Origin of the sequence: Mycobacterium numidiamassiliense (assembly GCF_900157365.1) — a bacterium.
GTDB lineage: Bacteria > Actinomycetota > Actinomycetes > Mycobacteriales > Mycobacteriaceae > Mycobacterium > Mycobacterium numidiamassiliense.
The window spans coordinates 3,172,719-3,197,992 of the sequence record NZ_FUEZ01000004.1 but is presented as its reverse complement, the minus strand read 5'-3'; the positions used below and the strand labels follow the sequence as shown (position 1 = coordinate 3,197,992).

Here is a 25,274-nt window from a genome sequence, read left to right as displayed (position 1 = left end):
CGACATTAACATCGCTGAGTATGTTAAAGCCATTCACATTGCTGAAAGGAAGCGCACATGTCGATCCAACTGGACAAGGGGACAGGCTGGGCGGTGATCACCGGCGCGAGCTCGGGCTTCGGCGCGATCTTCGCCGACCAGCTGGCCAAGCGCGGCCTGTCGCTGCTGCTCGCCGGGCGTGACGAACGTCGACTCAGCGCGGTGGCGCAGCAGGTGCGCGACAGCGCGCCAGACATTGCGGTTGAAGTCGTGGCCGGCGATCTCGGCACCGCCGCCGGTGTCGACGCGCTCACCGCCCGTTTCGACGGCCGTGTCGTCGAGGTGCTGGTGAACAACGCCGGGTTCGGCACCTATGGCCGGTTTTCCGAGCTCGATGCCGACCGCGAGCACGAGCTGGTGGCGGTCAACGTCGACGCGCTGGTCCGGCTGACCCATGCGGTGCTGCCGGGAATGCTGGCCCGTGGGCGCGGCGGCATCGTCAACGTCGCCTCCACCATCTCGTTCCAGCCCGGGACCTATCAGGCGACCTACGGCGCGTCGAAGGCTTTCGTGCTGTCACTGAGCCAAGCCTTGTGGGCGGAGACCCGCGGGTCGGGCGTTACCGTGACCGCGTTGTGCCCTGGGCCCACCCGGACCGGATTTGTCGACGCGCTTGGATCAGATGTCTCCCACACCGCCATCTATCGGCGCCTCGCAGCGCCCGAGCCGGTCGTCGCCGCGGGCCTGCGCGCGATGGACAAGGGCCGGGCCGTGGCCGTTCCCGGGTTGCGCAATCGCATCATGGCGACCGGCGGCCGACTCTCGCCCGGCTGGCTCTCGGCACTGATCAGTGGGCGACTGCTACGACCCGCGGCCGCGACGGTGAGCACGAGTCGGTGAGCCGTGTCCGCCAAGGTTTTCGCGTTCGAGGTCAATCGCACCACGACCGCGCCGGCGGCCGCGCTGTTTCGCCTGGAGACTGACGGGGCCCGTTGGTCACTATGGGCGAAACCCCTTATCTTCCAGTCAAGTTGGGAGCGCCAGGGAGATCCGCAGCCCGCCGGAGTCGGCACGGTACGCAAGGTGGGCATGTGGCCGATGCTCATGCGGGAGAAGACGATCGCCTACGAACAAGACCGTCGGCATGGTTATCTGCAGATCGGTCCGCCGCTTCCGGCGAAGGACTATCGCGCCGAAATGCGGCTGACCCCAACCCCAAACGGCGGCACCGATATCCGTTGGACTGGTACCTTCACCGAGAGATTGCCGGGCACCGGACCCGTCATGCTGATTCTTCTGCGCAGCATTGTCGGCTTTCTTGCCGGACGACTCGTAAAGGCAGCCGAACGCCAATAGGCGACGCCGTCTTGCCCGTGAGCGGCGCCCGCGGTCGATCGCGATTTTGCTACCATCGCGCGGTGCATCATTCGGCTGCGCCAGGTAAACACGGCGGACAGCAATCTGTTTCGCGACGCAAGGTTTTCAAATACGCGCTGGCGCCGGCTGCGCTGAGCCTGGCGCCGCTGGTCGCGACTCCCGATGCCCCGCGGGCAACCGCCGACGACATCAGGTTGATTGATTTCGCGGAAAAACGAATCGCGCCCGATGAGATCAAGGCGGCGGGCTACGCCGGCGTAGTGAACTACGTGTCCCTGTGCCGGCCGGGAGCGAATTTCGAGGCGAAGCCACTGACCCGCGAGTACGCCGACGCGCTGCGGGCCGCAGGTCTGCACATCGTCAGCAACTATCAGTACGGCAAGCCCAATTGGCCCACGCCGTCGGATTTCACCCGCGGGCACGACGGTGGGGTGGCCGACGCTCAGACCGCTCAGCAACTGCACAGCGCGGCAGGCGGTCCGAACTCGGCTCCGATCTTCTTCAGTGTCGACGACGATATCGACGCCAATACGTGGAATAGCCTTGCGGTGGAATGGTTTCGGGGCATCAACTCGGTCCTGGGCGTGGGCCGCACCGGCATCTACGGACACGCGAACGCGTGTGGGTGGGCGATCAGAGACGGTGTCATCGGAAACTCGACCAGTGCCGGGCACAGTTGGGCGTGGCAGACCAGATCGTGGTCCCACGGGGCGCGCGAACCCATGGCGGTGCTATATCAGGCGGTGGTCAACAGCCCGTCGAACCCCGGTCCGCTACTCGGCGGCATCAACGTCGATGTCGACGACGTTCTGGCGCCCGATTACGGGCAGTGGGACCTCGGCCGATAACCCGGGATCAAGACATCCGAACTGGCATCGAGTTTTCGGTGTGCTCCTGGGGCTGGGTCGACGCGATGAAATTCTCCAAGATGTCGGCCACCGCCGCGGGGGCTTCCACGTGCGGGAAGTGGCCGACGCCCTCGAGCACCTCGAGCTGGCTGCCCTCCACAGCGTCGTGGGCAGCATACGCGTGCGCGACGGGAATGATCCGGTCGTTATCGCCCCAGATCAGCAATGTCGGCAAGCCAGCCGCAACGTGCAGCTTGTTCAGCGCGCTGACCGCCTGGCCGCGATAGTCGACCACCGAGCGCAACGTCCGCAGGAACGCCTGACGGGTGCGCGCGTCCGACAGCGAGGAGTACGCCTGCCACATCTCGCCGGCTCGCGGCGACTGAATCCCGGCCGAATTCAGCCACGAGGCCAGCTTGTTGCCGAGGTTCAGCACCGGTTTCGGCGCGACGATGGGCAGCACCAGCTCGGCGCCCGGGGCAGACAGGAAGCGCAGGACGGGGCTGAGGTCGGGGCCGAGGCCACCGCTGCCGATCAGGGCCAGCCGCTCGCAGTAGTCCCGATGCTGGTGGGTGAACTGCATGGCGATGCCGCCACCCAGAGACTGGCCTACCACCGTGGCGCGGGCCACCCCCAGCTCGTCGAGGAGATCGCGGAGAAAGACCGCGAACGCTCCCAACGAGTAATCGCCACGCGGCTTGGCGGACATGCCGTGGCCGAGTAGATCGGGGGCAATGACGCGGTACTTCTTGGACAGCTGCGGGATGATCTCGCGCCAGGTCGCCGAACTGCCGGCCATCCCGTGGATCAGCAGCAATGCGTGGCCTGCACCGGCATCGCGATAGGCGATCCGGTCTCCGTGTAGTTCGAGGTAGGTCAGTTCGTTCATGTCACCCGTTTACCCCAGCCTTGGTAGTTGAACTCGTCGGCCAGTAGCTATTGATAGACAACTTACGCCATCGTAGGTTACTGGCAGGTAATAATGTGGCTGGACTCACTCATCGCGCACCCCGCCCCGTTGCGCCCAATCGTCGGCCCAGGCCTGGAGCGGCCGCAGCGCGGTCATCAGCGATAGCCCCTGTTCGGTGAGGTAATACCCGCCATCGGCGTGGTCCACGATGTGCAGCGCTCGCAACTCCTTGAGGCGGGCGTTGAGGGAGCCGGGGTTCATCTCGGATGCCGCCTGCAGGGCGCGAAACGTCATCGCGTCGTCGCGCAATTCCCACAGAACACGCAGCGCACCGCGCCGGCCCAGGGCATCCAGCGCGACCATGATTGGCCGTCCGGACGTCGAGCCACGCACCGGCGAGCCGAACTGCGGCGTAGTCACGCTTCACATTTTGTAGCATCCGCGCGTAGAGTGCCAGCATGCAACGCTACAAAAACCGTAGCGCGCGCATTGCGCCCGCCGAACCACCGCTGCCGAACGACATCCAACGGGCCGTCGACGCGATCATGCGCGGCAAGCCTCCGCTGCTGCTCTTTACGACCTTGGCGCGCGACCGCCGATTGTTCTTCAAATTCTTCAATTCCGGGCTGCTCGATCGGGGTCATTTGACCCTCCGCCAGCGCGAAATCGTCATCGACAGGGTGACCGCGTCGTGTGGCGCCGAGTACGAGTGGGGAGTCCACGTGAGCGCGTTCGCGGCCAAGGCGGGCCTCGGCGAGGACGAGATCGCATCCCTGACCACCGGAGGGCCGTCCGATGAATGCTGGGACGAGGCGGATCGGGTCCTCATCCGCCTGTGCGACACCCTCCACCTCGACTGCGCGGTAGACGACGAACTATGGGCACAGTTGACCAGCCAGCACAGCGACGAGGCGATCCTCGAGCTGCTGATGCTCGCGGGGAGTTATCGGACGGTCAGCTATTTGGTGAATGCGCTGCGCCTGCCGCTCGAACCGGGCGCACGCACCTTCTCGGTGTAGCGGGCCGTGCCCGCAACGCACGACACCCCGCGAGCTTGCGGCTCGCGGGGTGTCGCACCGTATGGACGATCAGCGCCCCAAGGTCACTTGAGGTCGTACCGATCGTTGTTCATGACCTTGACCCACGCCGCGACGAAGTCCTCGACAAACCGCCCCTTGTTGTCGTCCTGGGCATAGACCTCGACGATGGCGCGCAGCACCGAGTTCGAGCCGAACACAAGGTCATTCGCGGTCGCGGTCCATTTCTGCGCACCGGACGCCCTGTCGTATCCCACGTAGACGTTCTCCGCGGTCTCCGACGCCTTCCACTCGGTGCTCATGTCGAGCAGGTTGACGAAGAAGTCGGTCGTCAACGTCCCCGGGTTGTCGGTGAACACCCCATGCTTGGACCCGCCGTGGTTGGCACCGAGGGCCCGCAGGCCGCCGATGAGCACGGTGAGCTCCGGACCGTAGACGCCCAGCAGGTACGCCCGCTCGAGTAGCAGCTGCTCCAGCGGAGCCTTCTCCCCGGGACGGACATAGTTGCGGAAGCCGTCGGCCCGTGGTTCGAGCACCGCGAAGGAGTCCACGTCGGTGTTCTCCTGCGAGGCGTCGGTGCGCCCCGGCGCGAAATGCACCGAGATCTCGTAACCGGCGTCCTTGGCCGCCTTCTCCACCGCCGCAGACCCCGCCAACACGATCAGGTCGGCCAGCGAGATCTTCTTTCCGCCGCCGGCCGAGGCGTTGAAGTCCTGCTGGATCCTCTCCAGCACGGGCAACACCTTGTCCAGCTCGGAGGGCTCGTTGACCTCCCAATTCCGTTGTGGCTCAAGGCGAATACGTGCGCCGTTAGCGCCACCGCGCTTGTCGGTGTTGCGGTAGCTTCCCGCTGCCGCCCAGGCCGTCTTGACCAGCTGGGGAACGGACAAGCCCGACTCGAGCACCTTGGCCTTCAGGGCCGCGACGTCCTTGTCGCCGACCAGCTTGTGGTCGACCTCCGGGACCGGGTCCTGCCACAGCTGCGGCTCGGGAATCCACGGTCCGAGGAAACGCGACACCGGTCCCATGTCGCGGTGCAGCAGCTTGTACCAGGCCTTGGCGAAGGCCTCGGACAGCTCCTCGGGGTGGTCCAGCCAGCGCTTCGTGATCTCCCGGTAGATCGGGTCCTCCCGCAGCGCCACGTCGGTGACCAGCATTGTCGGGGCGCGGCCCGGCCCGCCGAACGGGTCGGGGATGGTGCCCGCCCCGGCGCCGTCCTTGGCCGTGAACTGCCATGCTCCGGCGGGGCTCTTGGTCAGCTCCCACTCGTAGCCGTACAGGTTCTGCAGGAATCCGTTGCCCCACTTGGTCGGGGTCGACGTCCACACCACTTCGAGGCCGCTGGTGATGGAATCCTTGCCCTTGCCACTGGCATACGAACTCTTCCAGCCCAGGCCCTGCTGCTCGATCGGCGCGGCTTCCGGCTCGGGACCGACCAGGTCGGCGTCGCCGGCGCCGTGGGTCTTGCCGAAGCTGTGGCCACCGACGATGAGCGCGGCGGTCTCCTCGTCGTTCATGGCCATCCTGCCGAACGTCTCACGGATGTCGACCGCGGCAGCGACCGGATCCGGCTTGCCTTCGGGGCCTTCGGGATTCACGTAGATCAAGCCCATGGTGGTCGCACCGTACGGCTGCGCCAGGTCCCGCTTGCCCGAGTAGCGCTTGTTGGTGCCGAGCCACTCGTCTTCCTCGCCGAACAGAATCTCTTCGGGCTCCCAGATGTCTTCGCGGCCGAAGGCGAAGCCAAAGGTCTTGAATCCCATCGACTCCAGCGCGACGTTACCCACAAAGAGCAGCAGGTCGGCCCAGGAGATTTTATTGCCGTACTTCTGCTTGATCGGCCACAGCAGGCGACGGCCCTTGTCCAGGTTGGCGTTGTCCGGCCAGCTGTTGAGCGGGGCGAAGCGCTGCATGCCCTGACCGCCGCCGCCGCGGCCGTCGTGAATGCGATAGGTGCCCGCGGCATGCCAACTCAGCCGGATGAACAGACCGCCGTAGTGGCCGTAGTCGGCGGGCCACCAGTCCTGCGAGGTGGTCAGCATCGAGATGACATCGGCCTTGAGGGCTTCGACGTCGAGCTTGGCGAACTCCTTGGCGTAGTCGAAATCATCGCCGAGTGGGTCGGACTGGGGCGCGTGTGGGTGCAGCTTCGATACGTCGATCTGGTTGGGCCACCAGTCCTGGTTGGTCAGGGGAGCGTGGCCTTTGGGCTCAGGCGCATCAATGACCGGATTTTCGCTCTCACTATGGGTTGTATCGGAAGACACAGCATTCCTTTCCAGGGGTGGTGATGTGGGCTGCGATCACGGCTGTGATCAGGGCACGACGCTGGAGCAATTCGGACACAAGCCCCAGTAGATGACTTCCGCCTCGTCGAGGACGAAGCCATCCAGAACGTTGTTGTCGTCGGACGGAGTCAGGCAGGGCGTATCGCCGACGGCACAGTCGATGTCGGCGATGACCCCGCAGGACCGGCACACGAGGTGGTGGTGATTGTCTCCTACCCGCGACTCATAGCGGGCCACCGACCCAAGGGGCTGGATGCGCCGGATCAAACCGACGGAGGTGAGCGCATTAAGCACGTCGTAGACCGCCTGCCGGGAGACATCGGGCAGGCCGTTCCGCACGGCCGAATAGATCGTCTCGGTGTCGGCGTGCGGGTGGTCGTGCACGACTTCCAAGACGGCGACTCTTGGTCGGGTTACCCGGAGATCGGCCAAACGCAGCTGCTCCGCGTAGTCCGACGTTGACGACACACTGTCAATATGTCGCACTTATCTGGAATCGGTCAAGACTTTCTCGGGGTAGCCCGAGAAAATATCTGGCGAACACGGCGCGACCGCGTGGAGCCGATTCACCCAGACGAGTGACGAGCTAAACCCTTGCCATCCTGCGCCCTGAACGAGACGCTGAGATTGCCGTCGCACCCGCGTGAACGAAAGGACGATCGCTTGCATCCTGACTTCCAGACCCTGATCGTTGGTGCCGGCTTCTCGGGAATCGGCGCTGCCATCGGGCTGGACGCTGCCGGAATGAACGGGTACCAGATTGTCGAAGCCGGCGAGGGTGTAGGGGGCACCTGGTTTTGGAACACCTATCCCGGGATCGCCGTGGATATTCCGTCGTTTGCCTACCAGTTCTCCTTCGAACAGAGTTCGCAGTGGTCACGCACTTACGCCCACGGCCACGAACTGCGGGCTTATGCCGAGCACTGCGCCACCAAGTACGGATTGTGGTCGCGAATCCGGTTCAACACCAAAGTGATTGGCGCCGCCTTCGACGAGGAGAACGATCTGTGGCGGATCGACCTTGATCCCGGCGGATCGGTGACCGCCCGCTTCTTGATCAACGCCAGCGGCGTGCTCACCATCCCGAACCTGCCGGATATCGACGGGGTCGACTCGTTCGCCGGCATCACCTTGCACACAGCGCGATGGGACCATGGTCAAGACCTCGCCGGCAAGCGGGTGGCGATTATCGGCACCGGCGCTTCCGCTGTTCAGGTGATCCCAGAGATTGCGCCAATCGTCAAGCACCTCACCGTTTTTCAGCGCACACCGATCTGGTGCTTCCCCAAAGCTGACGTCCCGCTGTCGACTGCGGCACACGTCGCGATGCGGGTCCCGGGCGGTAAGGCGCTGCAGCGACTGATCAGCCAAGCCTATGTGGAACTGACCTTTCCACTGGCCGCGCACTATTTCACGGTGAATCCGATGGCCCGGCATATGGACGACATCGGAAAGGCCATCCTGCGCAAGCAGGTTCGTGACCCGGTGGTGCGTGACAAACTGACTCCCCGTTACGCGGTGGGCTGCAAACGGCCGGGTTTTCACAACACGTACCTGTCGACGTTCAACCGCGACAACGTAAGGCTGGTGACCACCCCCATCGACAAGATCACCGGCGGCGGGGTTGCCACCAGTGACGGCGAGTCCCACGATGCCGATGTCCTGATCCTCGCGACCGGATTCAAGGTGCTCGATGCCGACAACATCCCCACCTATCCGGTCCGCGGTGTCGGGGGACAGTCCCTAGCCGGTTTCTGGGATGAGAACCGGCTGCAGGCCTATGAAGGCGTCAGCGTTCCTGGGTTTCCCAATATGTTCACGGTTTTCGGTCCGTACGGCTTTGTCGGGTCGTCGTATTTTGCTCTGATCGAGGCACAAACCCGCCACATCGTCCGCTGTCTCAAGCAGGCGCGCCGCAAGTCCGCGACTCGGGTGGAGGTCAGCCAGCAGGCCAATGACCGCTTTTTCGCCGAGATGATGCGCAAGCGGCACCGCCAGATCTTTTGGCAGGACACCTGCCGACTGGCCAACAGCTACTACTTCGACAAGCACGGCGACGTGGCGCTGCGCCCAGCCACCACACTGGAGGCGTACTGGCGCAGCCGCCGGTTCCCGCTGGACGACTATCGGTTCACCACTACGGCCCCCAGCGGGACCGCCGGATAGGCAAGGCCGCCGTCACACCTGCCGGAACGACGGCTGTGTGGGATCGATCAGCAACTGGTCGACGGGGCCGACCCCGAAGACGGCGATCACGGCAGGATCTGGCTGGTTTGCCGGAACGCCGTCGTAGTGTGGGGTGCGCGCCGTCCGCTTGACGTATCCGCCCGGCCCGACCGGAAGCGCGTCCTGCGGCTGAAACTCGTTGCCGCTGTTGACAAACCAGGTGCCGAACACCACGACCTGAATCCGGTCGGTCGCGTAGCTATGCGGCGCGCTGAACCAACCCGGATTCCATTTCATCAGCACCAGGTACGGGCCGGGCTTATCGAAATCGCCGTATAGCTTGGCCATTTCGCCGCTGTGCGGCGGTAGGTTGCCCCACGGCTGAAAGCCGATCTGGTCGTATTGCTGGACGAAGGTCTCGCGTGGGTCCGGGCCCGTTTTTGGTGGTGGGCCTAGTTTGATGCCCCCGCCGGCGCCTGACTTGTCACCGGCGGCGATCGCCGCCAGCAACAGCGGGGCGGCCATGAGCAGTGAACGCCGGTTGGATTCCAGATCTCCCATCACACAAACCTCCCCACTAGTCTGCTGACTCAACCCTCCTTCTGGTACACGAGCCAGCGCAACTCGATCGGGGATTCCTCGGGGTCGACGTCGAACACGTCCAGCCCACGTGCCCACCCGTCAAACCAGTCGGTCGGCGGCCACGCGCCGGCGGGCAGGTGGGTCTTCTCGTATTCGTAGGCGGGATCGTCGGCAACGAGCCGCAGTGGGAGCCCCGCGGCGGCCGCCGCGAACTCATCGCGAGTGAAAAACGTGCTGTTGCACTGCTGCGCAAGCTCTCGCGCGGCGTCGTCGGGGGTGTAGTCCACGTGTGCCTCGAAGGCGTTGAACACCAGGCGCCCACCGGGAGCCAAGGATTCGGCGGCCAGTTCAAGCAGGCCACGCAGCTCCTGTGCCGTCCGGAAATCGGGCACCACCTCCGAGGCCACGATCAACTGATACTCCGTCCCAAAAGCTTCCACGGCCATGAAGACGTCATTCTGGATGACGCGTACGTCAAGCGAATCCCGTTCGGCCTCCGAGCGAATGATGTCGGCGAACTTCGTCGCCACCTCGACCGCGTCGACCGGGTGCCCGCGTCGGGCCAGTGCCAGCGCGTTACGCCCCGTGCCGGCGCCGATGTCGAGAACCCGATGGACGCTGGGGTCGGGCGCCTCGGTAGCCAGCGCCCAGACCCGGGCGTCGGGTTCGATGCCGAACAGTGGCCCCTCGCGCGCGTTAAGCCAGGTGTCGTAGTCGCCCCCGACGGTCGACCATTGGGGTTTGACGCGATAGTTCAGCATCACGCCGAAGGGCGCGTTGAATTCGATGACGATGTTCGACCGTGACGAGGCCTTGAAAGCCTTGCCCAGCTCGCCCTGCAGCACCGTCTTCAGCTGGGCAGACTCCTCGTCGGTGTAGTTCACTCCGAGACTGGCGAAGAGGTTGAGACACATGGTCATGTACTCGTCGATCATTGCCGGAACGGCCGGCAGCGCGATCTTTCCCTCGGCCACCGTTCGCCGATACAGTCGTCGGGCCGTGGCTTCGCGCAGCACCGAGGCGTCGAAAGACCTGGGGGGCCGATCCTCCATCAGACTCTTGTACACGACCCAGCCCGCCGACGCACCGTCGGGCGGGGGGGAGGATTACCGGACTGGGATCGTTAGCGAAGGAGAAGGGGAGGCCATGAGCACCGATAGCGCAGCAAGTCTGGGATCGCAGAAGTTCGTGTCGCTGACGACGTTCAAGCGCAGCGGAGAAGCCGTGGCCTCACCGATGTGGATCGTCGGCGACGGCGGCCTGCTGTGGGCCTGGACACCGGCCGACGCGTGGAAGGTCAAGCGGATCCGGCGCGATCCCCGCATCACGCTGGCCCCCTGCGGACGAACGGGGAAGCTGCAGGCCGGTCAGCCCGTCGTCGACGGAACCGCCGAAATACTCACGGACCCTCAAGACGTCGCGCGGGTTGAAGCATTGATCAAGCGCAAGTACGGGTTGGAGTTTCGGATCGTGACCCTGATCGAGGCCATCGCGGCGCGCGGCCGCAAACCCCGGTTCGCCTTGCGCATCACGCCGTCGAGCTCCGGCTGACCGTCCTCATGTCCGCGTCGAGTAGGACAGTGAACGGCTTTCGGCTGGCGTTCGACCGCTTTGGATCCGAGAACCGCGAGTCGGTGGTCTTGCTGCACGGCTGGCCGGGCAATCGGCGCGACTACCGCCTGGTGGTACCCCGCCTCGCCGACGTCGCCGATGTGGTGGTGCCGGATCTACGTGGTTTCGGCGAATCCGACAAGCACCTGCTGGAGCCGCGGCAGTTCTACACCGCCGACGCGCAGGCCCGCAGCGTGGCCGCGCTCATCGACGAGTTGGGGTTGGAGCGCGTCGTGGTCGGCGGCTACGACATCGGCAGCCGGATCGCGCAGGCGCTGGCGCATCGGCTTCCCGGGCGGATCGTCGGCCTCGTTCTCTCGCCGCCGTTGCCCGGTGTCGGTGATCGCATCCTCAGGGAGCCCGCGCAGCGAGAATTCTGGTATCAGGCATTCCACCAGCTTGACCTGATCGAGGACCTGGTTGACGCAAAGCCAACCGCGGTCCGCGCTTATCTGCGCCACTTCTGGGACCACTGGTCGGGCCCGGGATTTCGCCTGTCCGATGCCGACCTGAACCGGCTCGCCGCCGAATACGAAGCTCCGGGAGCCTTCACTGCCTCGATAGCGTGGTACCGCGCCGGCGCTGGAACCGTCGCACACTCATTAGGCGAGCACACACCCAATCCCGCCGAGCGCACGGCGGTGCCGACCCGGGTGCTTTGGCCGCGGCACGACCCACTCTTCCCGCCGGACTGGGCCGACCGGCTGAACGAATACTTCTCCGACGTCACCGTTAAATTCTGTTCTGGCGCAGGGCATTTCACACCACTGGAATGCCCTGCCGACTTCGCGGAATTGGTTCGCGGCTTCCTCAGCCCAGCGCCTTAGCCGGCGATCGGGTGATCGCCGGTTCGTGGGGGGCCTGCGGCGTCAGTTGCAGGGGTAGCAGGCCCACCCGCGGTCGCCGTTGCGCCAGGTCCAGCCGGGACCGCAGCCATGGCCACCGGTGGTGCCGTTGCAGTCGAGCGGCTGGATCAACGACGGCGTGCCAGGGTTGGTGGGAACGGTTGGGTAGTACGGGTCCTGTGCGGCCTGCGCATGCGGGGCCATCGACACCGAGCCCATGACAATCGCCGCGGCGGCAAAAGTAGCAATTCGTGTTCGCATTTTGGCGTCCCGATTCGTCAAGGTGGAGGGGACTGCGACGTTACGCCCGTGCTGCGGCTCTCAAAGAAATTCCTACGAGTTGTTCAACACCCCTACATTTGCGTGTTTCCCCAGGTCCACCTGGCGCGGCCGGTGGCTCAGTTGCCGAAGCCGCCGCCCGGGGAGTGCGCGGTTGATACCGGTCCAGGGGGCGTGGCGTCGAGCCGGCTGACCGCGAAGTCAGTCCCCTTGTCGACGATGTTGGCGTCGTCGGCGTAGGTGTCGTGCGCGGCGAAGTTCAGCCCGTCCGAGCACACCGGGTCCTCGGGCGCACACACCTTGATCGTCTTGGCCTGATAGGTCGGGCCGATCACAACCGGCGGCTGGCCCAGGAAGTTCATCGCACGCACATTGGGCATCCCGAACAGCACGACGGCGGCGACGTGTTGGGCGATCTCGGGAGCCAGCGGCTTGGGCACCGTCGCGGGGTCGACGCCATCGGGCACCGCGGCCGAGGTGACGAAACCCATCACGGCCGCGCCCTGCGAATACCCGCTGAGAACCATCCTGGTCTTGGGGCAATTACCGGCCATGGACACCACGTGTGCGCCCGCGTCGGTGATGCCCTCCAAACCCGTCGACCATTCGTTGCTGGCCGGGTAGTTGACCGCGTAGACGTCGACGGACTTGCCCGGCTCGCGTGAGCGGAGCTGGTCGACGAAGGCCTGCCCGGTCGGGCCGATGCCGGGATCCTCCCCGGTACCGCGGGCGAAAACCACCTGCACGTCGGGACACGGGTCCGCCGACGCGAAGGGGGCGTCGGCGGTCAGGGCCGCACCGAGGGCGCTTAAAGCGACAGCGGCAGCGGCCAGGAATCGAAGGACGTAACGCGCGCTCATATGGCAATAAATGCCCATGGAAACGAATCCTCAAACGGGTGACCTTCCACACGCCTCCGAAATAATTCGCGGTGCGGTGGCGATGGCGATCAACGCACCCGCCAATGTCCTTGTCGCAGCAGATTTTAACCGGGTCGCTGACAACAACGATTGTCGCGGCCAAACGCCGGCCCCGTCGTCGAATGTACGTGTGTCTCGATTCCCGTCGCGTCGTGAACAATTGGGGATCGGGACCCGGTTACTTGAACAGCCGCAAGCTATCTCGTGGGGTCGCCGCGAGCCGGCTCAACGCCATTTGATGCCGCAGCCTATCGACGGCCGCTGATTGGGGTCGACCACGCGCCCAGCCAGGACGGCCTCCACCGCCGCCCGGACGTCGGCCGCCGTCACCGGCAGGCCGTTGCGGGGCCGGGAATCGTCGAGCTGACCTCGATACACCAGGCGACGCTCGCCGTCGAACACGAAGGTGTCGGGCGTGCAGGCGGCCGAGAATGCGCGGGCAACGTCCTGCGTCTCGTCGTAGAGGTACGGAAATGTCCAGCCGTGACGGCGAGCCTCGGCGGCCATCTGCTCGGGTCCGTCCTGCGGGTGACTGGTGATGTCATTGCTGGAGATCGCGACCATCGCCACACCTTGCGCAGTGAGGTCTCGGCCCAGCTCGGCCAGTCCAGCGGCGACATGCTGGACATACGGGCAGTGGTTGCAGATGAAGGTGACGACCAGGGCAGCGCCCGTGAGGTCGTCCAGCTTGACCGTGTCACCGGTTGCTGGGTCGGGCAGCGCGAACTGCGGCGCGGGGGTGCCAAGGGCGAGCATGGTGGACTCGATAGCCATCGCACCAGCCTACGTCGGCATCGCGCGTGCGAGTTCGGCTGGTGGCGTGGTGCATTGCGAGTTAGCCGCATCGGCATCCGGGGTATTCGACGAGGCATGGGGTGGGTGGCGTCGCACGCAATCGCGATTTTCTCGGGTTTGCTGGCCGCGTTCTGGGCCGCGGTTGGCATTGTCGTCCGGCAACGCGTCGCGCAAGAGGTTCCGCCTGATCAAGAGCGGTCGGCGACGATGGTGTCGGCCTTGGTGCGCCACCCGTTGTGGTGGGCAGGCACCCTTGCCGCCGCCGCCGGCTACGTGTTTCAGGCCCTGGCGTTGGCCCATGGATCCCTATTGCTGGTCCAGCCGTTGCTGGTCTCTTCGCTGCTGTTCGCGTTGCCCCTGAGCGCGAGGCTTTGCCACCAGCGCATCAAGCCGGCCGAGTGGGGCTGGGCCCTGTTGCTGACGACCGCACTCGCCGTGTTCGTGCTGGTTGGCCAGCCCCGTGAAGGCCACAACCGTCCGCCGATACCGGCATGGACTCTGGCGTTGGCGATCGCCGTCCCGGTGGTCCTCGCCTGTCTGCTCGCCGCGCGGCGCACCGCCGGACGAGCGCGCGCGATGCTGCTGGCCGTCGCGGTGGCGGTGCTGCTGGGCATGATCGCCGTCGTGACGAAGGTCTGCACACACCGCTACGCGGTGGGCGGATGGCATGAGCTCATGAACGTCCCGGCCCCGTACGTGTTGGTCGCGCTGGCGGTGACGGTAACCCTGGTGCAGAACTCGGCGTTTCACGCCGGTGCCCTGCAGGCCTCGGTTCCGATCATGTTGGTGGGTGAGCCCGTGGTCGCGGTCCTGCTCGGGGTTGTCGTGCTCGGCGAACACCTCGCGGTACGGGGTCCGGCGGCGCTGGCCCTGGTCGTAGCGGTCTTCGCGATGGTAGCTGCCACCATCGCGCTGGGACGCGATCAGGCCCCCGATCCGGCCAACATGGCTTCGAAAGCCTCTGGCGCACTGCACGATAACGAAAACGGCGTGCTCAGTAGGTAGCGTAAACGGCCGACGCGCAGCCGCTGAGCGACTGTCGCGGGGTGCCTGCCATGCGTTGCGTTCCGCACGTTCGGTTCGCGCTTATCGCGACGGCCTGAGCCCGGCGGCGTCTTCAAGGAGATCGGCAGCGCGAGAGACGCTTTCGGCCGATCCGGTCATCTGAGCGGCGACTTCACGGGCTCGAGTGAGGTACTGCGGGGCCAGAATGCAGCGCAAGTCGGCGGTCAATGTGTCCAGCGTGCTGGCCGTAAAAGCCCTCCCGGTACCAACTTTGAGTCGCGTGACGCCGTCTGCCCAGATCGGCTGGTCATGCCAGAACCAAAGGATCAAGGTCGGCATGCCGGCCCGCAAGCCGGCGGCCGTGACGCCGGCGCCGCCATGATGCGCGACCGCCCGACAAGCCGGGAAAACGGCCGCGTGGCTCACCTCGCTCACAACCTTTGTGTGGTCGTAGCGCGGCACATCGGTGAAATCATTCCAGCCGCCGCAAATCAACGCCCGCTCGCCCAGCCGTGCACAAGCCGCGCTGATCACGGCGACCGTCTCGACAGGGGAGGGGATCTGGGTGCTGCCGAACCCGAAATAGATCGGCGGCGTTCCGGCGGCAATCCACGACAACACCTCCTGATCGGCATCGGTCGGCAACTCCAGCGCCAACGCGCCGACAAAGGGGTGTCGGCCATCTGGCTCCACCCATTCGGCCGCCGGCCCAGGCAAATAGAGCTCGTCGTAGGCCTGGATCTCCAATGGTGTCGACGGTTCAGTTCGCTTCGGCAACCGCAATAAATGGCGCTGAGCATCGTCGGTCTGCTCCGTCAATTGGGTAAACATGTTCCACGACGACCAGACCCGCCTGGGGAAGATGTAGAGCGCAGCAAGCGGAATACCGTGGTATTCCGCAACATTGGCAGCCAGACCCTGTTCGTTGAAGCCGGCGACCAGCAGATCGGCTCCGTCGGCCAACTCTGTCAATGCCGTGGTCTTGGCCGCCTTGACTTGGGTGACGTTCTGAATCGCCTCGTTCAGCGCGACGACGGGGTCCGCCTCGTTCGCCGTGTAGTTGTCCACCAGGACCGCGGCCGATTCCATCTGGTCCCACGAGTCCGGCCCGTACGCGACCGCAGCCAACCCTACTGATCTGACGAAGGGGACCAAATGAGGCGTGACCGCCATACGCACCTCGTTGCCCCGGCGCATCAGCTCGCGACCGGCGGCAGCCAAGCACTCCACATCGCCACGACTGCCATAGCCCGCGAGCACAACCTTCATCGGCTAAACCTCACTCGCGGCGATGGCTAACGGCTGAAGTGGGTGACCGCGATGTCAGTGCAGCCTGTTCACCGCGAAGGTGGCGGCTTGGTTGGTCATCCCTGACTCAATGTAAGAAACATGCGCCATGATGTTGCCGCCCGGGGAGCAGATTGGGTCGTCGGGGGCGCACAGGCTGATGGTTTTGGGGCCATACAGCGGGCTGATGGTCGGCAACGGCTGGCCACCCCACAACATGCTGGAGAAACTGCTGGTCGGCTCGCCGAACAGGGCGACCGCCGCGACGTGATCGGCAACCGGCGCGGGCATTGAATTACTGGCCAAGTCGATCACCGTGGAGCCCTGCGAGTATCCGCCGAGCACGAGCTTGGTGTTCGGGCAGCTGGCGACCGTGGCCTGGATGTGGGCGGCCGCATCGTTGGCGCCGGCCGTCGCGCTGTTGTGGTAGTCGTCGTTCGCCGGGTAGTTGACCGCGTAGACGTCCACCGACCGACCCCCGAGCTGCGAGGTCAGCGAATCGACGAATGCCTGGCCCATATTGCCCAGACCGGGTTCCTGGTGGGTGCCGCGAGCGAACACAACTCCGACGTCGGAGCATGGATCGGCGAGTGCGGCGGGACTGCCAATGGGCGTGCTCACCAATGCCCCCGCCACTACACCCGCGGCGCCAACGATACGAACCAGTCTGCGTGCACTCATCCTCAAATGCTTACACACCGCCGAAGACGGGTCGTGGGTGGGAAGGAATTGCCTGTTCGGGCAGTTTGAGCGTAGGTGACCTGGCGAAGCGGTAGAGATAGCGTCTCTGACTGCAGCAACATGCCTAAGCATGGGGTCCGTGGCACACCAAGCAACAACCTGGAAGGCAAGAAAAGGTGACCGACTCAACCAGTAGCGGCGCAGTGTCATACCGGCCGAGCCGAGTGCGGGTGGGGGTTCAGCTATGGCCGGGCGGGACGCCCGACTACCAGACCTGGCGCCGGGCGGTGCTGCACGCCGAAGAACTGGGTGCCGACGCCATCTTCGGTTACGACCACTTCCACAAGCCGTTCGTCCAAATCGTCGATGGCAGTCCACTGCTCGACGACGACCAGCCCGACGTCAACAACTTCGAAGGGTGGACCGCGCTGGCGTCATGGGGTGAGATCACGAACCGGGCCGAGATCGGACTGCTGGTCACCGGTGTCCCGTACCGCAACCCCGACCTCGTCGCGGACATGGCCCGCACTGTCGACCACATCAGCGGCGGACGGCTGATCCTCGGCGTCGGGGCCGGCTGGTATCCGAAGGACTTCATGGAATACGGGTACGAATACGGCACCACGAAATCGAGAATGGACCGGTTCGACGACAGCTTGGCGCGCATCGAACACCGTCTCAACCGTTTAACGCCCAGCCCGATACGGCAGATTCCAATCCTGATCGGCGGCGGCGGGGAGAAGCGCACCATTCCCGCCGCGGCACGCCATGCCCACATCTGGCACAGCTTCGAACCCATCGAGGAGTTCCGGCGCAAGAACGAGCTCCTCAAGCAGCTGGCCACAGACGCGGGACGCGACGAGGCCGACATCGAACGCGCGATGGCCTGGACCGATGCCAGCACGGCCGACGCTTTCGTGGACGAAGGCGTCACGTTGTTCACCACCGAAATCCACCCAGACGCCAACGGATACGACTTCTCCGAACTGGAGACGATGCTCACCTGGCGAGGTCAGTGAGATCGCTAATCCGGCGGCTCGTTTTCCGAGCCGCGCCTGGTGGCATTTTCCCGGTCGCTCCGCCTGCCGGGGACACCTTCTGCCTCCCGCTCACGGGCGACCTTCTCGTCGAGCTCGTCGACGATGTTTTCCAGGTCCTGAGCGCGAGTCGGGGAGTCATTGTCGGGTGCAGTCATGTCACTCTCCCTGTGGCTTCGGCGTTCGGGCCGCCGTCGATGTGGGCCGTCGCTATCCCGTACCCCGTCGCGCGGTTTGTAACCGGTTCGCGCAGCCCCGCTACCGGTCGCGGGTGAACATCTGATGGTGAAGAACCACCGATGCGCTGCCAGGCGCTGCGAATACGACGCCGCGATGGAAGGATCGCGGGAGTGGCCACCAAGAAAGCACAGACCATCTCTTACCCGGCTCCAGGGTCCCGCCCCCACCGCTACGACCATGACCGGTTCGTCGATCCGCACGTCATCGTCCTGTTCGGCGCGACGGGGGATCTGGCCAAACGCAAGCTGCTCCCTGGCCTGGCTCACCTGGACCAATCCGAGCTCGCGCCCGACATCCAGATCATCGCGACCTCGCTCGAAGACCTGACCGATGACGAGTTCCGGGAACTCGCGAAGAACGCGATCGAGACGTTCGGCACGCACAAGCTGACGCCCGAACAGTGGGACGACTTCTCGAAGATCCTCAGGTACGTCCCGCAGAGCGCCGGGCCGTCATCGCTCGCCGCTGCCGTCGCGGAAGCCGAGATCACGTTGGGGCCCGACACGCGCCGCCTGCATTACCTGTCCGTGCCCCCGAAGGCCGCCCGCGCCGTCATCGGTATGCTCCGCGACGCCTACCTGATCGAGCGGTCCCGCGTGATCATGGAGAAGCCGTTCGGTACCGACCTCGCCAGCGCGGTGGCGCTCAACGATTTCGTGCACGAGACGTTCGACGAAGCCCAGATCTTTCGCATCGACCACTTCCTGGGCAAGGAGGCGGCCCAGAACATCCTGGCGTTCCGCTTCGCCAACGGTCTGTTCGAGCCGATCTGGAACCGCAACTTCATCGACCACATCCAGATCGACATTCCCGAGACGCTGGGGCTGGATGAACGGGCGAATTTCTACGAAAACACCGGCGCCTACAAGGACATGGTGGTGACCCACCTGCTGCAGGTGATGGCATTCGTCGTCATGGAGCCGCCGACGGCACTCGAGCCGTATGCCATCAGCGAAGAGAAGAACAAGGTGTTCCGCTCGATGCTGCCCATCAATTGCTCGGACGTGGTGCGCGGTCAGTACGGCGGATACCGCGAAACCCCAGGCGTCGCAAGCGATTCCGATACCGAGACGTTTATCGCGCTCAAGGTCGCGATCGACAACTGGCGCTGGGCCGGCGTACCGATCTATCTGCGCACCGGCAAACGGATGGCCGAGGGCATCCGCATCATCTCGATCGCGTTCAAAGAGGCGCCCCGGAGCATGTTCCCGCCAGGCTCGGGCGTGGGCACTCAGGGTCCCGATCACCTGACATTCGACCTCGCGGACAACTCGAAGGTGTCACTGTCGTTCTACGGCAAGCGGCCCGGGCCCGGCATGAAGCTCGACAAGCTGTCCATGCAGTTCTCGTCGAGAGAGATCGCGTCTTCGTCCGCCACGTTGGAGGCCTACGAACGGCTCATCCTTGATGCGATGCGGGGTGATCACACGCTGTTCACCACGGCCGAGGGCATCGAATCGCTATGGGAGCGTTCGCAGGCGCTGCTCGACGATCCGCCGCCGGTCAAGTCATACCCGGCCGGGACGTGGGGACCCAACGCCATTCACCAGTTGATTGCGCCCAATGCGTGGCGGTTACCGTTCGAGCGCGGATGGCGCGAAAAGAAGTAGCTCCGTTCGCAAGCGTCTGACGCTCGTCCGAGGACTGCGGACCAAATACCCGATTCAGCAGAGGCTTTGGCGCGAGCGACCGCGTCGTTGACGGCCTGGACTCCGCCGTCGGTGAATTCGGTGATCTGTTCCTCGGTGGAGGGGTCGAAGATCGGGATCACGTCCCCGGTACCGGGCCGCTCGCGGACCTCGTCCAAAACAGCCTGCACCGTCATGACCAATCCCTTCTCGCCACACCGCGATTCACCGCGCGAGGCCGAAGTTACGCGCTTAACCAGCTGGTGTCCAGCGTCACTCGAGAACCGAAAGCGGCTCGGGGAGTGGTCAGTTGGGAATGTAGTCGAACTTGTCGGGATTGGGCCCGTTGCGGCCGTCCTCGCCGCGGTCCAGGCCCGAGATCGCGTTCATGTCGTCGGCGCTGAGAGTGAAGTCGAAGATCTCGAAGTTCGCCTTCACCCGCTCGAGGGTGACCGATTTGGGGAACACGATGTCGCCCCGCTGGATGTGCCACCGAAGCACCACCTGCGCGGGTGTCTTGCCCAACGGCTTGGCGATTTTGGCCAGCACCTCGTCGTCGAGGACCTTGCCCTGGGCGATCGGCGCCCAGGCCTCCGTCACGATCCCGTGGGCGTGGTCGTAGGCCCGCACCTGCTCGTTGCCGAAGTACGGGTGCACCTCGATCTGGTTGACGGCGGGGACGGTCTTGGAGCCTTCGGCAAGCCGATCCAGGTGGTCGGGCTGGAAGTTGGAGACGCCGATGCTGCGCGCGCGTCCGTCTGCGGCGAATTCTTCGAGGGTGTTCCACGTCGACACGAAATCGCCGCCGTACAGCGTGGGCAGCGGCCAGTGGATGAGGAAGAGGTCGACGTAGTCCGAGCCCAGGGCGGTCAGCGTCGCATCGAATGCGCGGCGCGCGTCGTCGGGTCGGTGAAATCCGTTGTTGAGCTTGCTCGTAATGAATACCTCGCCGCGGTCCAATCCCGCGTCACGAATTCCTTGGGCGACTTCCTTCTCGTTGCCGTACATCTCCGCGGTGTCGATGTGGCGATAGCCCACCTCGAGGGCGGAACGAACCGCCGCGGCAGTTGCGGCGGGCTTGATCTGAAAGACGCCGAACCCCAACTGCGGGATGGTGTTCCCATCGTTGAGGGCGATAGACGGGACAGAGCTCATGTGTTCAGCCTCCTGATCTAGTGGGCAACGATCACTGGGGTGCCCAGTTCTAGCGGTACCCAACACCCGAGCTTATGCGCGGCGGGGCGGTCAACCCTGATCGTGAGCGCCCGGTCTTACTTGATTGGATGACGTCATGGCACCCACACCGCGCCCGCGCCGATCTGCGCTCTATTTGCCCGGCAACAAGGCTCGGGCGTTGGAGAAGAGCAGGACATTACCGGCGGACGCGTTGATCTTCGATCTCGAGGATGCCGTTGGCCCCGACGCGAAAGCCGAATCGCGGACCAGGGTGTGCGAGGCGATCGCGACCGGGGGCTACGGCCCCCGAGAGGTTGTGCTGCGGATCAACGGCTTGGACACCGACTGGCACGACGACGATCTCGCCGCCGCCGCCCGCTCGGGTGCGCAGGGCGTGCTCGTGCCGAAGGTCGAACGAGCCGAGCACGTCCACGTTCTGGCCGCCGCGCTCGACGCGCTCGGCGCGCCGGAGTCATTGCAGCTGTGGGTGATGATCGAAACGCCCGGCGCGTTCCTGCGGGCCGAGGAGATCGCCTCGGCCAGCGATCGGTTGGCCGTACTGGTGATCGGCACCAACGATCTCGTGAACGACCTGCACGCGCTGCACGTTCCCGGACGCGCCACGGTGGTGCCGGCGTTGTCGCTCGCGGTGTTGGGCGCGAGGGCGGCGGGGAAGGTCATTTTGGACGGCGTGTTCAACGCCATCAACGACGAAGACGCCTTTCGGGCCGAGGCCCAACAGGGCCGCGCGATGGGCTTCGACGGCAAGACGCTGATCCATCCGTCCCAAATCGTCCCGGCCAACGAGGTGTTCGGCCCGTCGCAGAAGGAGCTGGATCACGCCCGCAAGGTCATCTCGGCGTATGAAGAGGCTCAGGCGGCGGGTACCAGCGTCATCACGGTCGACGGCCGGATGATCGAGAGCCTGCATGTCCGCGATGCCCAGCGGATCGTCGCGCTCGCAGAACGTATCTCCGAGCTCGAATCGGCCTCCTAGGCCGCCAGTTCGTCGAGCAAGGCATGGTTCAAACCGAAGGCGACTTTGACCTCCTCGACGATGCGATCGGTCGCGTCCAGGTCGGGACACAGCGCGTCGAGGCGAGCTCGATAGTCGTCCTTGTAAGGCTTGGGTCGCATCGGGAATTCGTAGAACGCGAGTCCTCGGCCCCCGAGATCGAAGCTGCGGTCGAGCACCTTGCCGATACCACGGCCTCCGGACAGGTCGCCGAGATAGCGGGTGTAGTGGTGGGCCACCAGCGAACCACCCCACGCGAGGGCACCGACTCGCTCGCTGTAGGCCGTCGCCGCCGGGGAATGCAGTTCGCGTGACGCGCCTGGCAGCCAGAATTCGAGATCGGCCTCAATTGCGGGCAGGCGCTCCAGCGCGGGGTCATACACGGCGGCAACCATCGGGTCGTGTCGGTGCACCCGGATGGCGTGTTCGAGGGCCGCATAGACCACGCGCAAGCGGAGCAAGTAATTGGAATAGCCTTCCGCGGTGACCCGGCCGGCAAACAATTCGGAGATGAATGTGGTCCCCTCAGCGGCACTATGCTCTGCCGCTGATCCGTCCTTCATCGCCGCCGACAGACGGCGGAATTGGGAGACGGTAGTCGAGGACATGTACTGCCCAGATTACATTGATTGGTAGTGCAACAGACGCAACCAGCGGCGCCAATTGCGTAGCAAGGTATTTCATATTCTAAGGCACCATCCAGCTCAGCACATAGGCCTGCAGCCCGGATAGGGCGCAAATAAACGCCAGGAACACCAGGCTCCATACGACCACTCGGCGGAAAAGGTCGCCCTCCTTGCCGCGGAATTCCACCGCGGCGGCACCGATGGCGAGGTTCTGCGGCGAGATCATCTTGCCCAGCACACCACCGGAGCTGTTGCTGGCCGCCATGAGCACCGGCGATAGCCCGGCCTTGGTCGCCGCGGCGACCTGCAGGGCGCCGAACAAGGAGTTCGCCGACGTATCGGAGCCCGGCGTCGTCAGCAGATTCAGGGTGAATTTCGGCAGTGCCGAGACGGTGCCCTTCGCGGTGTACAGGTTCAGGCCCGGCCAGCGCACGGCGAAGGTCGCCGTCTCAAGGAGCTTCTTGACGACGGAGATCTGACACACCACGAATACGGCGATGACGATCCCGTAGGGCGCGTGGGCGCGCAACACGCTGGCGCGCCTGTCCGTGGAAGTCTCCCCGGGTTCCGCTTCCGCGGGAATCTCCGCGGGTTGCGTTTCCGCGCGCGTCCTTCTGGCGCGAACCAACAGCACAATGGCCAAGGCGGACAACAGGGAAGCGATGACGTCAGCCAGCGGCACCGACACGAAGTTGGAGGTGGCGTATTGGCCGAGACCGAAAACCACACCGCCGGTAGGGGCGATGGGCCATGTTTCTCGCATACCGCGCCGGCCGTCGACAATGGCCACCAGCGCCAAGGGAACGAAGGCGGACATGATGGGGGTTTGCCGTCCGACCATGGCGCCCAGCGTCTCGGTCGACAACCCGGACACCTGAGCGAGGGTGATGATGGGCGTGGCCATCGCGCCGAATGCGACCGGCGCGGTATTGGCGACCAGCGCCAGCACCGCCGTTTACGAACAGCGCCGCCCGCGTCAGCGCGGCCACCAATGAACTCCAGCCCAGCCAATGGGCCACGGGATCGAGGATCTGTCGATACATAGCGGGTCCCCCCTCGCCACGCAGATGGGCCGTCTTGCATTGAACGCCTGCGTGATTCGGCAGTGAAGGGAGAAGCCGCACCCACGGCGACAACGCACGTTGCAGAGCCGCGGCGCGATACGCCCGGCGGGGCGGGCGTCAGCTTACAAGTGGAGATTGCTGCCCGCGGTCCTTAACTAGACAATTTGTCAAGCAGCTTTTCCCGGATAATTCTGATTTAGCGCGAGCCCGCGAGGGTATTAGTCTGTCACTGGTCGCAGAGAAGGGACTTGACATGTTGCATTCGGTGATTCTGGCGAGCTCGGATCCAGTTGCGGCGGGGTTCATTCTCCGCGGGATCAAGGGGATTTTCGTTGCAATCGGCAGTGTGATCGCCGCGGTGGTCTGCGGTCTCATTGCGATGACGAAGGGACGCAACCCCCTGGGCTGGGGAATTCTCGGCCTGTTCTTTTCCATCCTTACGTTGATCGTGGTTATCGTCATTCCCAGCAAAAAGTAGTTGTAGGGGGACCTTTGCCTGAGCTGCGGGCTCTCTGTCTTTGATTGTGCGACAGTGCGGTTCACCCGCGTTGGCGCCGCCGTGCACTGCTTGTGGGGTCGAACCCGTGGGCAAAAGCGTTGGCAGTCAAGGGCAACAGCGACGGTTGCGACGACGTCCGTCGGCTCGTGCCGCTTAGCCTGAGGCGCTGAGGATCTTGATCGCGAAGATAAGCGAGTCGCCCGGCCGGATGCCCGCGCTGGGCTGACCGTCCGGGTAGCCATCCGCGGGGACCATCGCGACGGCGACTGTAGAACCGACGTTTTGACCCGCAATGGCCTTCTGGAAGCCGGTCACAACTCCGGTGAGCGGGAAGTCAACCGAGGCGCCGCGGTCATAACTGCTGTCGAACACGGATCCGTCGCGTCCATTGACACCCATGTAGCATACGGACACCTTCGCGATACTCGAGACCACCGGTCCAGTTCCGGCGTGCAGCGTGTGTACCTGGGTCTGGCCCACGCTGAACGGTGTCGTCACGGCGATCCGCGGGGCGGTGGTGTCCGTGGATCCGGTGACCGCGACGCTGCCGGTCGTCCCGGCCAACGTCCAGTCGGGCGCTCCACCGCTCGGTGGCGCGGCCGTCGGGCACGAACCGGCTGCGGTTGCGATGCCCGATGCAGCGAGCGTCAGAACGAACGATGCGGCGCAGGCAGCAACCGCGATGGAGGAGTACACCCGGGAGGAATTCACCGGCGTCACGCTACAGCCAGCTATTGGAATCCTTGCCGGTAGCCCAGCGGTTGGTGACCGGGGCGAAGACCAGAAATAGCGACTCTGAATTATGAAGAGCCGCCGATGCGAGCTTTCGCTATTCTTCATATTCATGCTTGCTTAGGACCCGCATCACTGGCGGCGTCGCCAGAAAGGAAGCGAATCGAATGCTCACACCTCGCTGGCTGGCCGCACTGACCATCCCCGTGATGGCCGGCGCCGCCCTGGTTAGTAGCGCCGCGACAGCGACTGCCACCACCCCTCAAGACGAGGCGTACCTCGCGCAACTGCGCGCCGTCGGCCTCACGTGGCCGCCGCAGACAGAAGAGGCCCTGATCGGGGAGGCGCACCTCATCTGCTACGACCTCACCTGGGGCTGGACACCGCAACAGATTGCCGACGAAGTTCACCAGCACCTGGACAAGAGGGGCGTCACGTTGCTGGACATCGGAACCATGGTCAACGCCGCACACTCGACCTATTGCCCCGGCAACGTGTGCGACGCCCCTACCCTGTGCACCTGACCGGCGTGAGCAGTGGTCCGGCTCTACGCGTCGGCAGGCTGGCGGATGGATTTTGTGCCGTCGCATTGAGCTAGCCGACAGTGAATATTGCCGCGCTGCAACGGTGTTCGATGCCGACGACTG

General features: G+C 64.8%; 29 protein-coding genes and 1 pseudogene. 13 read left to right on the top strand and 17 right to left on the bottom strand.

Features of this window, described 5'->3' with window-relative positions; all coding sequences use genetic code 11:
* Window positions 1-57: 57 nt before the first annotated feature.
* From MNAB215_RS23575 to MNAB215_RS23565, 3 genes are all read left to right on the top strand, one after another.
* Window positions 58-879 carry an SDR family NAD(P)-dependent oxidoreductase gene (locus MNAB215_RS23575; RefSeq protein WP_077080938.1) on the top strand — a complete coding sequence of 274 codons (822 nt, stop codon included), beginning with the start codon at window positions 58-60 and terminating at the stop codon, window positions 877-879.
* Window positions 880-882: 3 nt separating this feature from the next.
* The gene (locus MNAB215_RS23570) at window positions 883-1,335 is read left to right on the top strand and encodes an SRPBCC family protein (protein ID WP_077080937.1); all 453 of its coding nucleotides are present in this window, start codon (window positions 883-885) and stop codon (window positions 1,333-1,335) included.
* A gap of 62 nt (window positions 1,336-1,397) precedes the next feature.
* Window positions 1,398-2,204: a DUF1906 domain-containing protein gene (locus MNAB215_RS23565; protein ID WP_077080936.1), complete on the top strand. Its 807-nt coding sequence runs from the start codon at window positions 1,398-1,400 to the stop codon at window positions 2,202-2,204.
* A 7-nt stretch (window positions 2,205-2,211) separates the two neighbouring features.
* Here the strand turns inward: MNAB215_RS23565 and MNAB215_RS23560 are convergent, their stop codons facing one another.
* Together MNAB215_RS23560 and MNAB215_RS23555 are read right to left on the bottom strand one after the other, a co-directional pair.
* The gene (locus MNAB215_RS23560) at window positions 2,212-3,093 is read right to left on the bottom strand and encodes an alpha/beta fold hydrolase (RefSeq protein ID WP_077080935.1); all 882 of its coding nucleotides are present in this window, start codon (window positions 3,091-3,093) and stop codon (window positions 2,212-2,214) included.
* A gap of 105 nt (window positions 3,094-3,198) precedes the next feature.
* A complete protein-coding gene (locus tag MNAB215_RS23555; protein ID WP_108637689.1) occupies window positions 3,199-3,534 on the bottom strand; it encodes a winged helix-turn-helix transcriptional regulator in 336 nt (111 codons plus the stop codon).
* Window positions 3,535-3,572: 38 nt separating this feature from the next.
* Here MNAB215_RS23555 and MNAB215_RS23550 point away from each other — a divergent pair, with 38 nt between their 5' ends.
* Entirely contained in the window at window positions 3,573-4,133 is a 561-nt protein-coding gene (locus MNAB215_RS23550; protein WP_077080934.1) for a carboxymuconolactone decarboxylase family protein, read from the top strand.
* 83 nt (window positions 4,134-4,216) lie between these two features.
* Here the strand turns inward: MNAB215_RS23550 and katG are convergent, their stop codons facing one another.
* Together katG and MNAB215_RS23540 are read right to left on the bottom strand one after the other, a co-directional pair.
* On the bottom strand, window positions 4,217-6,433 hold the full coding sequence (gene katG / locus MNAB215_RS23545) for a catalase/peroxidase HPI (RefSeq protein ID WP_077080933.1): 2,217 nt from the start codon (window positions 6,431-6,433) through the stop codon (window positions 4,217-4,219).
* A 33-nt stretch (window positions 6,434-6,466) separates the two neighbouring features.
* Window positions 6,467-6,907, bottom strand: a complete 441-nt coding sequence (locus tag MNAB215_RS23540) for a Fur family transcriptional regulator (RefSeq protein ID WP_077080932.1) — start codon at window positions 6,905-6,907, stop codon at window positions 6,467-6,469.
* Between the two features lie 195 nt (window positions 6,908-7,102).
* Here MNAB215_RS23540 and MNAB215_RS23535 point away from each other — a divergent pair, with 195 nt between their 5' ends.
* Window positions 7,103-8,605, top strand: coding sequence for a flavin-containing monooxygenase (locus MNAB215_RS23535; RefSeq protein WP_077080931.1), 1,503 nt, complete (start codon window positions 7,103-7,105; stop codon window positions 8,603-8,605).
* Window positions 8,606-8,617: 12 nt separating this feature from the next.
* Here the strand turns inward: MNAB215_RS23535 and MNAB215_RS23530 are convergent, their stop codons facing one another.
* Both MNAB215_RS23530 and MNAB215_RS23525 read right to left on the bottom strand, forming a co-directional pair.
* Complete coding sequence (locus MNAB215_RS23530; RefSeq protein WP_077080930.1) at window positions 8,618-9,166, bottom strand: cupin domain-containing protein; 549 nt, start codon at window positions 9,164-9,166, stop codon at window positions 8,618-8,620.
* A gap of 29 nt (window positions 9,167-9,195) precedes the next feature.
* Window positions 9,196-10,239, bottom strand: coding sequence for a class I SAM-dependent methyltransferase (locus MNAB215_RS23525; RefSeq protein ID WP_077080929.1), 1,044 nt, complete (start codon window positions 10,237-10,239; stop codon window positions 9,196-9,198).
* Between the two features lie 94 nt (window positions 10,240-10,333).
* Here MNAB215_RS23525 and MNAB215_RS23520 point away from each other — a divergent pair, with 94 nt between their 5' ends.
* On the top strand, window positions 10,334-10,738 hold the full coding sequence (locus tag MNAB215_RS23520; protein WP_077080928.1) for a PPOX class F420-dependent oxidoreductase: 405 nt from the start codon (window positions 10,334-10,336) through the stop codon (window positions 10,736-10,738).
* Window positions 10,739-10,746: 8 nt separating this feature from the next.
* Complete coding sequence (locus MNAB215_RS23515) at window positions 10,747-11,625, top strand: alpha/beta fold hydrolase (protein WP_077080927.1); 879 nt, start codon at window positions 10,747-10,749, stop codon at window positions 11,623-11,625.
* Window positions 11,626-11,667: 42 nt separating this feature from the next.
* Here MNAB215_RS23515 and MNAB215_RS23510 read toward each other — a convergent pair whose 3' ends face one another.
* The 3 genes from MNAB215_RS23510 to MNAB215_RS23500 all read right to left on the bottom strand — a co-directional run bounded on the left by MNAB215_RS23510 (window position 11,668) and on the right by MNAB215_RS23500 (window position 13,616).
* On the bottom strand, window positions 11,668-11,904 hold the full coding sequence (locus MNAB215_RS23510) for a hypothetical protein (protein WP_077080926.1): 237 nt from the start codon (window positions 11,902-11,904) through the stop codon (window positions 11,668-11,670).
* Between the two features lie 137 nt (window positions 11,905-12,041).
* Window positions 12,042-12,800: a cutinase family protein gene (locus tag MNAB215_RS23505; RefSeq protein WP_077080925.1), complete on the bottom strand. Its 759-nt coding sequence runs from the start codon at window positions 12,798-12,800 to the stop codon at window positions 12,042-12,044.
* Between the two features lie 267 nt (window positions 12,801-13,067).
* Window positions 13,068-13,616 (bottom strand): thioredoxin family protein, encoded by a 549-nt coding sequence (locus MNAB215_RS23500; RefSeq protein ID WP_077080924.1) that lies wholly within the window; start codon window positions 13,614-13,616, stop codon window positions 13,068-13,070.
* 96 nt (window positions 13,617-13,712) lie between these two features.
* Here MNAB215_RS23500 and MNAB215_RS23495 point away from each other — a divergent pair, with 96 nt between their 5' ends.
* Complete coding sequence (locus tag MNAB215_RS23495; protein WP_077080923.1) at window positions 13,713-14,642, top strand: DMT family transporter; 930 nt, start codon at window positions 13,713-13,715, stop codon at window positions 14,640-14,642.
* Between the two features lie 81 nt (window positions 14,643-14,723).
* Here the strand turns inward: MNAB215_RS23495 and MNAB215_RS23490 are convergent, their stop codons facing one another.
* Both MNAB215_RS23490 and MNAB215_RS23485 read right to left on the bottom strand, forming a co-directional pair.
* Window positions 14,724-15,911 carry a glycosyltransferase gene (locus MNAB215_RS23490; RefSeq protein ID WP_077080922.1) on the bottom strand — a complete coding sequence of 396 codons (1,188 nt, stop codon included), beginning with the start codon at window positions 15,909-15,911 and terminating at the stop codon, window positions 14,724-14,726.
* Between the two features lie 54 nt (window positions 15,912-15,965).
* A complete protein-coding gene (locus tag MNAB215_RS23485) occupies window positions 15,966-16,610 on the bottom strand; it encodes a cutinase family protein (RefSeq protein WP_077080921.1) in 645 nt (214 codons plus the stop codon).
* A 176-nt stretch (window positions 16,611-16,786) separates the two neighbouring features.
* Here MNAB215_RS23485 and MNAB215_RS23480 point away from each other — a divergent pair, with 176 nt between their 5' ends.
* Complete coding sequence (locus tag MNAB215_RS23480) at window positions 16,787-17,629, top strand: LLM class F420-dependent oxidoreductase (protein WP_245830385.1); 843 nt, start codon at window positions 16,787-16,789, stop codon at window positions 17,627-17,629.
* A gap of 5 nt (window positions 17,630-17,634) precedes the next feature.
* Here MNAB215_RS23480 and MNAB215_RS29845 read toward each other — a convergent pair whose 3' ends face one another.
* On the bottom strand, window positions 17,635-17,805 hold the full coding sequence (locus tag MNAB215_RS29845) for a hypothetical protein (protein WP_165691606.1): 171 nt from the start codon (window positions 17,803-17,805) through the stop codon (window positions 17,635-17,637).
* A gap of 192 nt (window positions 17,806-17,997) precedes the next feature.
* Here MNAB215_RS29845 and zwf point away from each other — a divergent pair, with 192 nt between their 5' ends.
* Entirely contained in the window at window positions 17,998-19,497 is a 1,500-nt protein-coding gene (gene zwf, locus MNAB215_RS23475) for a glucose-6-phosphate dehydrogenase (RefSeq protein WP_077080919.1), read from the top strand.
* A 23-nt stretch (window positions 19,498-19,520) separates the two neighbouring features.
* Here zwf and MNAB215_RS23470 read toward each other — a convergent pair.
* Together MNAB215_RS23470 and MNAB215_RS23465 are read right to left on the bottom strand one after the other, a co-directional pair.
* Window positions 19,521-19,712, bottom strand: a pseudogene (locus MNAB215_RS23470) (betaine-aldehyde dehydrogenase); the annotation flags it as partial.
* A 109-nt stretch (window positions 19,713-19,821) separates the two neighbouring features.
* A complete protein-coding gene (locus MNAB215_RS23465) occupies window positions 19,822-20,670 on the bottom strand; it encodes an aldo/keto reductase (protein ID WP_077080918.1) in 849 nt (282 codons plus the stop codon).
* A 136-nt stretch (window positions 20,671-20,806) separates the two neighbouring features.
* On the opposite strand from MNAB215_RS23465, the gene MNAB215_RS23460 reads away from it, so the two are divergent.
* A complete protein-coding gene (locus MNAB215_RS23460; RefSeq protein WP_077080917.1) occupies window positions 20,807-21,688 on the top strand; it encodes an HpcH/HpaI aldolase/citrate lyase family protein in 882 nt (293 codons plus the stop codon).
* Here the strand turns inward: MNAB215_RS23460 and MNAB215_RS23455 are convergent.
* Both MNAB215_RS23455 and MNAB215_RS23450 read right to left on the bottom strand, forming a co-directional pair.
* Window positions 21,685-22,314 (bottom strand): biliverdin-producing heme oxygenase, encoded by a 630-nt coding sequence (locus MNAB215_RS23455; RefSeq protein ID WP_077080916.1) that lies wholly within the window; start codon window positions 22,312-22,314, stop codon window positions 21,685-21,687. The two genes, MNAB215_RS23460 and MNAB215_RS23455, sit on opposite strands and share 4 nt — an antisense overlap.
* A gap of 79 nt (window positions 22,315-22,393) precedes the next feature.
* Window positions 22,394-23,281 (bottom strand): L-lactate permease, encoded by an 888-nt coding sequence (locus MNAB215_RS23450; RefSeq protein WP_245830384.1) that lies wholly within the window; start codon window positions 23,279-23,281, stop codon window positions 22,394-22,396.
* A 368-nt stretch (window positions 23,282-23,649) separates the two neighbouring features.
* Between MNAB215_RS23450 and MNAB215_RS23445 the strand changes: the two genes are divergently transcribed.
* Window positions 23,650-23,874 (top strand): deoxyribodipyrimidine photolyase, encoded by a 225-nt coding sequence (locus tag MNAB215_RS23445; RefSeq protein WP_077080915.1) that lies wholly within the window; start codon window positions 23,650-23,652, stop codon window positions 23,872-23,874.
* Window positions 23,875-24,048: 174 nt separating this feature from the next.
* Here the strand turns inward: MNAB215_RS23445 and MNAB215_RS23440 are convergent, their stop codons facing one another.
* Window positions 24,049-24,606, bottom strand: a complete 558-nt coding sequence (locus MNAB215_RS23440) for an FKBP-type peptidyl-prolyl cis-trans isomerase (protein WP_174604631.1) — start codon at window positions 24,604-24,606, stop codon at window positions 24,049-24,051.
* 188 nt (window positions 24,607-24,794) lie between these two features.
* Between MNAB215_RS23440 and MNAB215_RS23435 the strand changes: the two genes are divergently transcribed.
* Entirely contained in the window at window positions 24,795-25,151 is a 357-nt protein-coding gene (locus MNAB215_RS23435) for a DUF732 domain-containing protein (RefSeq protein WP_077080913.1), read from the top strand.
* Window positions 25,152-25,274: the final 123 nt, after the last annotated feature.

Coding starts and splice junctions, on each gene's coding strand:
- MNAB215_RS23575 (WP_077080938.1), top strand. CDS start 58: ATGTCGATCCAACTGGACAAGGGGACAGGCTGGGCGGTGATCACCGGC.
- MNAB215_RS23560 (WP_077080935.1), bottom strand. CDS start 3,093: ATGAACGAACTGACCTACCTCGAACTACACGGAGACCGGATCGCCTAT.
- MNAB215_RS23550 (WP_077080934.1), top strand. CDS start 3,573: ATGCAACGCTACAAAAACCGTAGCGCGCGCATTGCGCCCGCCGAACCA.
- MNAB215_RS23530 (WP_077080930.1), bottom strand. CDS start 9,166: ATGGGAGATCTGGAATCCAACCGGCGTTCACTGCTCATGGCCGCCCCG.
- MNAB215_RS23525 (WP_077080929.1), bottom strand. CDS start 10,239: ATGGAGGATCGGCCCCCCAGGTCTTTCGACGCCTCGGTGCTGCGCGAA.
- MNAB215_RS23520 (WP_077080928.1), top strand. CDS start 10,334: ATGAGCACCGATAGCGCAGCAAGTCTGGGATCGCAGAAGTTCGTGTCG.
- MNAB215_RS23515 (WP_077080927.1), top strand. CDS start 10,747: ATGTCCGCGTCGAGTAGGACAGTGAACGGCTTTCGGCTGGCGTTCGAC.
- MNAB215_RS23510 (WP_077080926.1), bottom strand. CDS start 11,904: ATGCGAACACGAATTGCTACTTTTGCCGCCGCGGCGATTGTCATGGGC.
- MNAB215_RS23505 (WP_077080925.1), bottom strand. CDS start 12,800: ATGGGCATTTATTGCCATATGAGCGCGCGTTACGTCCTTCGATTCCTG.
- MNAB215_RS23500 (WP_077080924.1), bottom strand. CDS start 13,616: ATGGCTATCGAGTCCACCATGCTCGCCCTTGGCACCCCCGCGCCGCAG.
- MNAB215_RS23495 (WP_077080923.1), top strand. CDS start 13,713: ATGGGGTGGGTGGCGTCGCACGCAATCGCGATTTTCTCGGGTTTGCTG.
- MNAB215_RS23490 (WP_077080922.1), bottom strand. CDS start 15,911: ATGAAGGTTGTGCTCGCGGGCTATGGCAGTCGTGGCGATGTGGAGTGC.
- MNAB215_RS23485 (WP_077080921.1), bottom strand. CDS start 16,610: ATGAGTGCACGCAGACTGGTTCGTATCGTTGGCGCCGCGGGTGTAGTG.
- MNAB215_RS29845 (WP_165691606.1), bottom strand. CDS start 17,805: ATGACTGCACCCGACAATGACTCCCCGACTCGCGCTCAGGACCTGGAA.
- MNAB215_RS23465 (WP_077080918.1), bottom strand. CDS start 20,670: ATGAGCTCTGTCCCGTCTATCGCCCTCAACGATGGGAACACCATCCCG.
- MNAB215_RS23460 (WP_077080917.1), top strand. CDS start 20,807: ATGGCACCCACACCGCGCCCGCGCCGATCTGCGCTCTATTTGCCCGGC.
- MNAB215_RS23455 (WP_077080916.1), bottom strand. CDS start 22,314: ATGTCCTCGACTACCGTCTCCCAATTCCGCCGTCTGTCGGCGGCGATG.
- MNAB215_RS23445 (WP_077080915.1), top strand. CDS start 23,650: ATGTTGCATTCGGTGATTCTGGCGAGCTCGGATCCAGTTGCGGCGGGG.
- MNAB215_RS23435 (WP_077080913.1), top strand. CDS start 24,795: ATGCTCACACCTCGCTGGCTGGCCGCACTGACCATCCCCGTGATGGCC.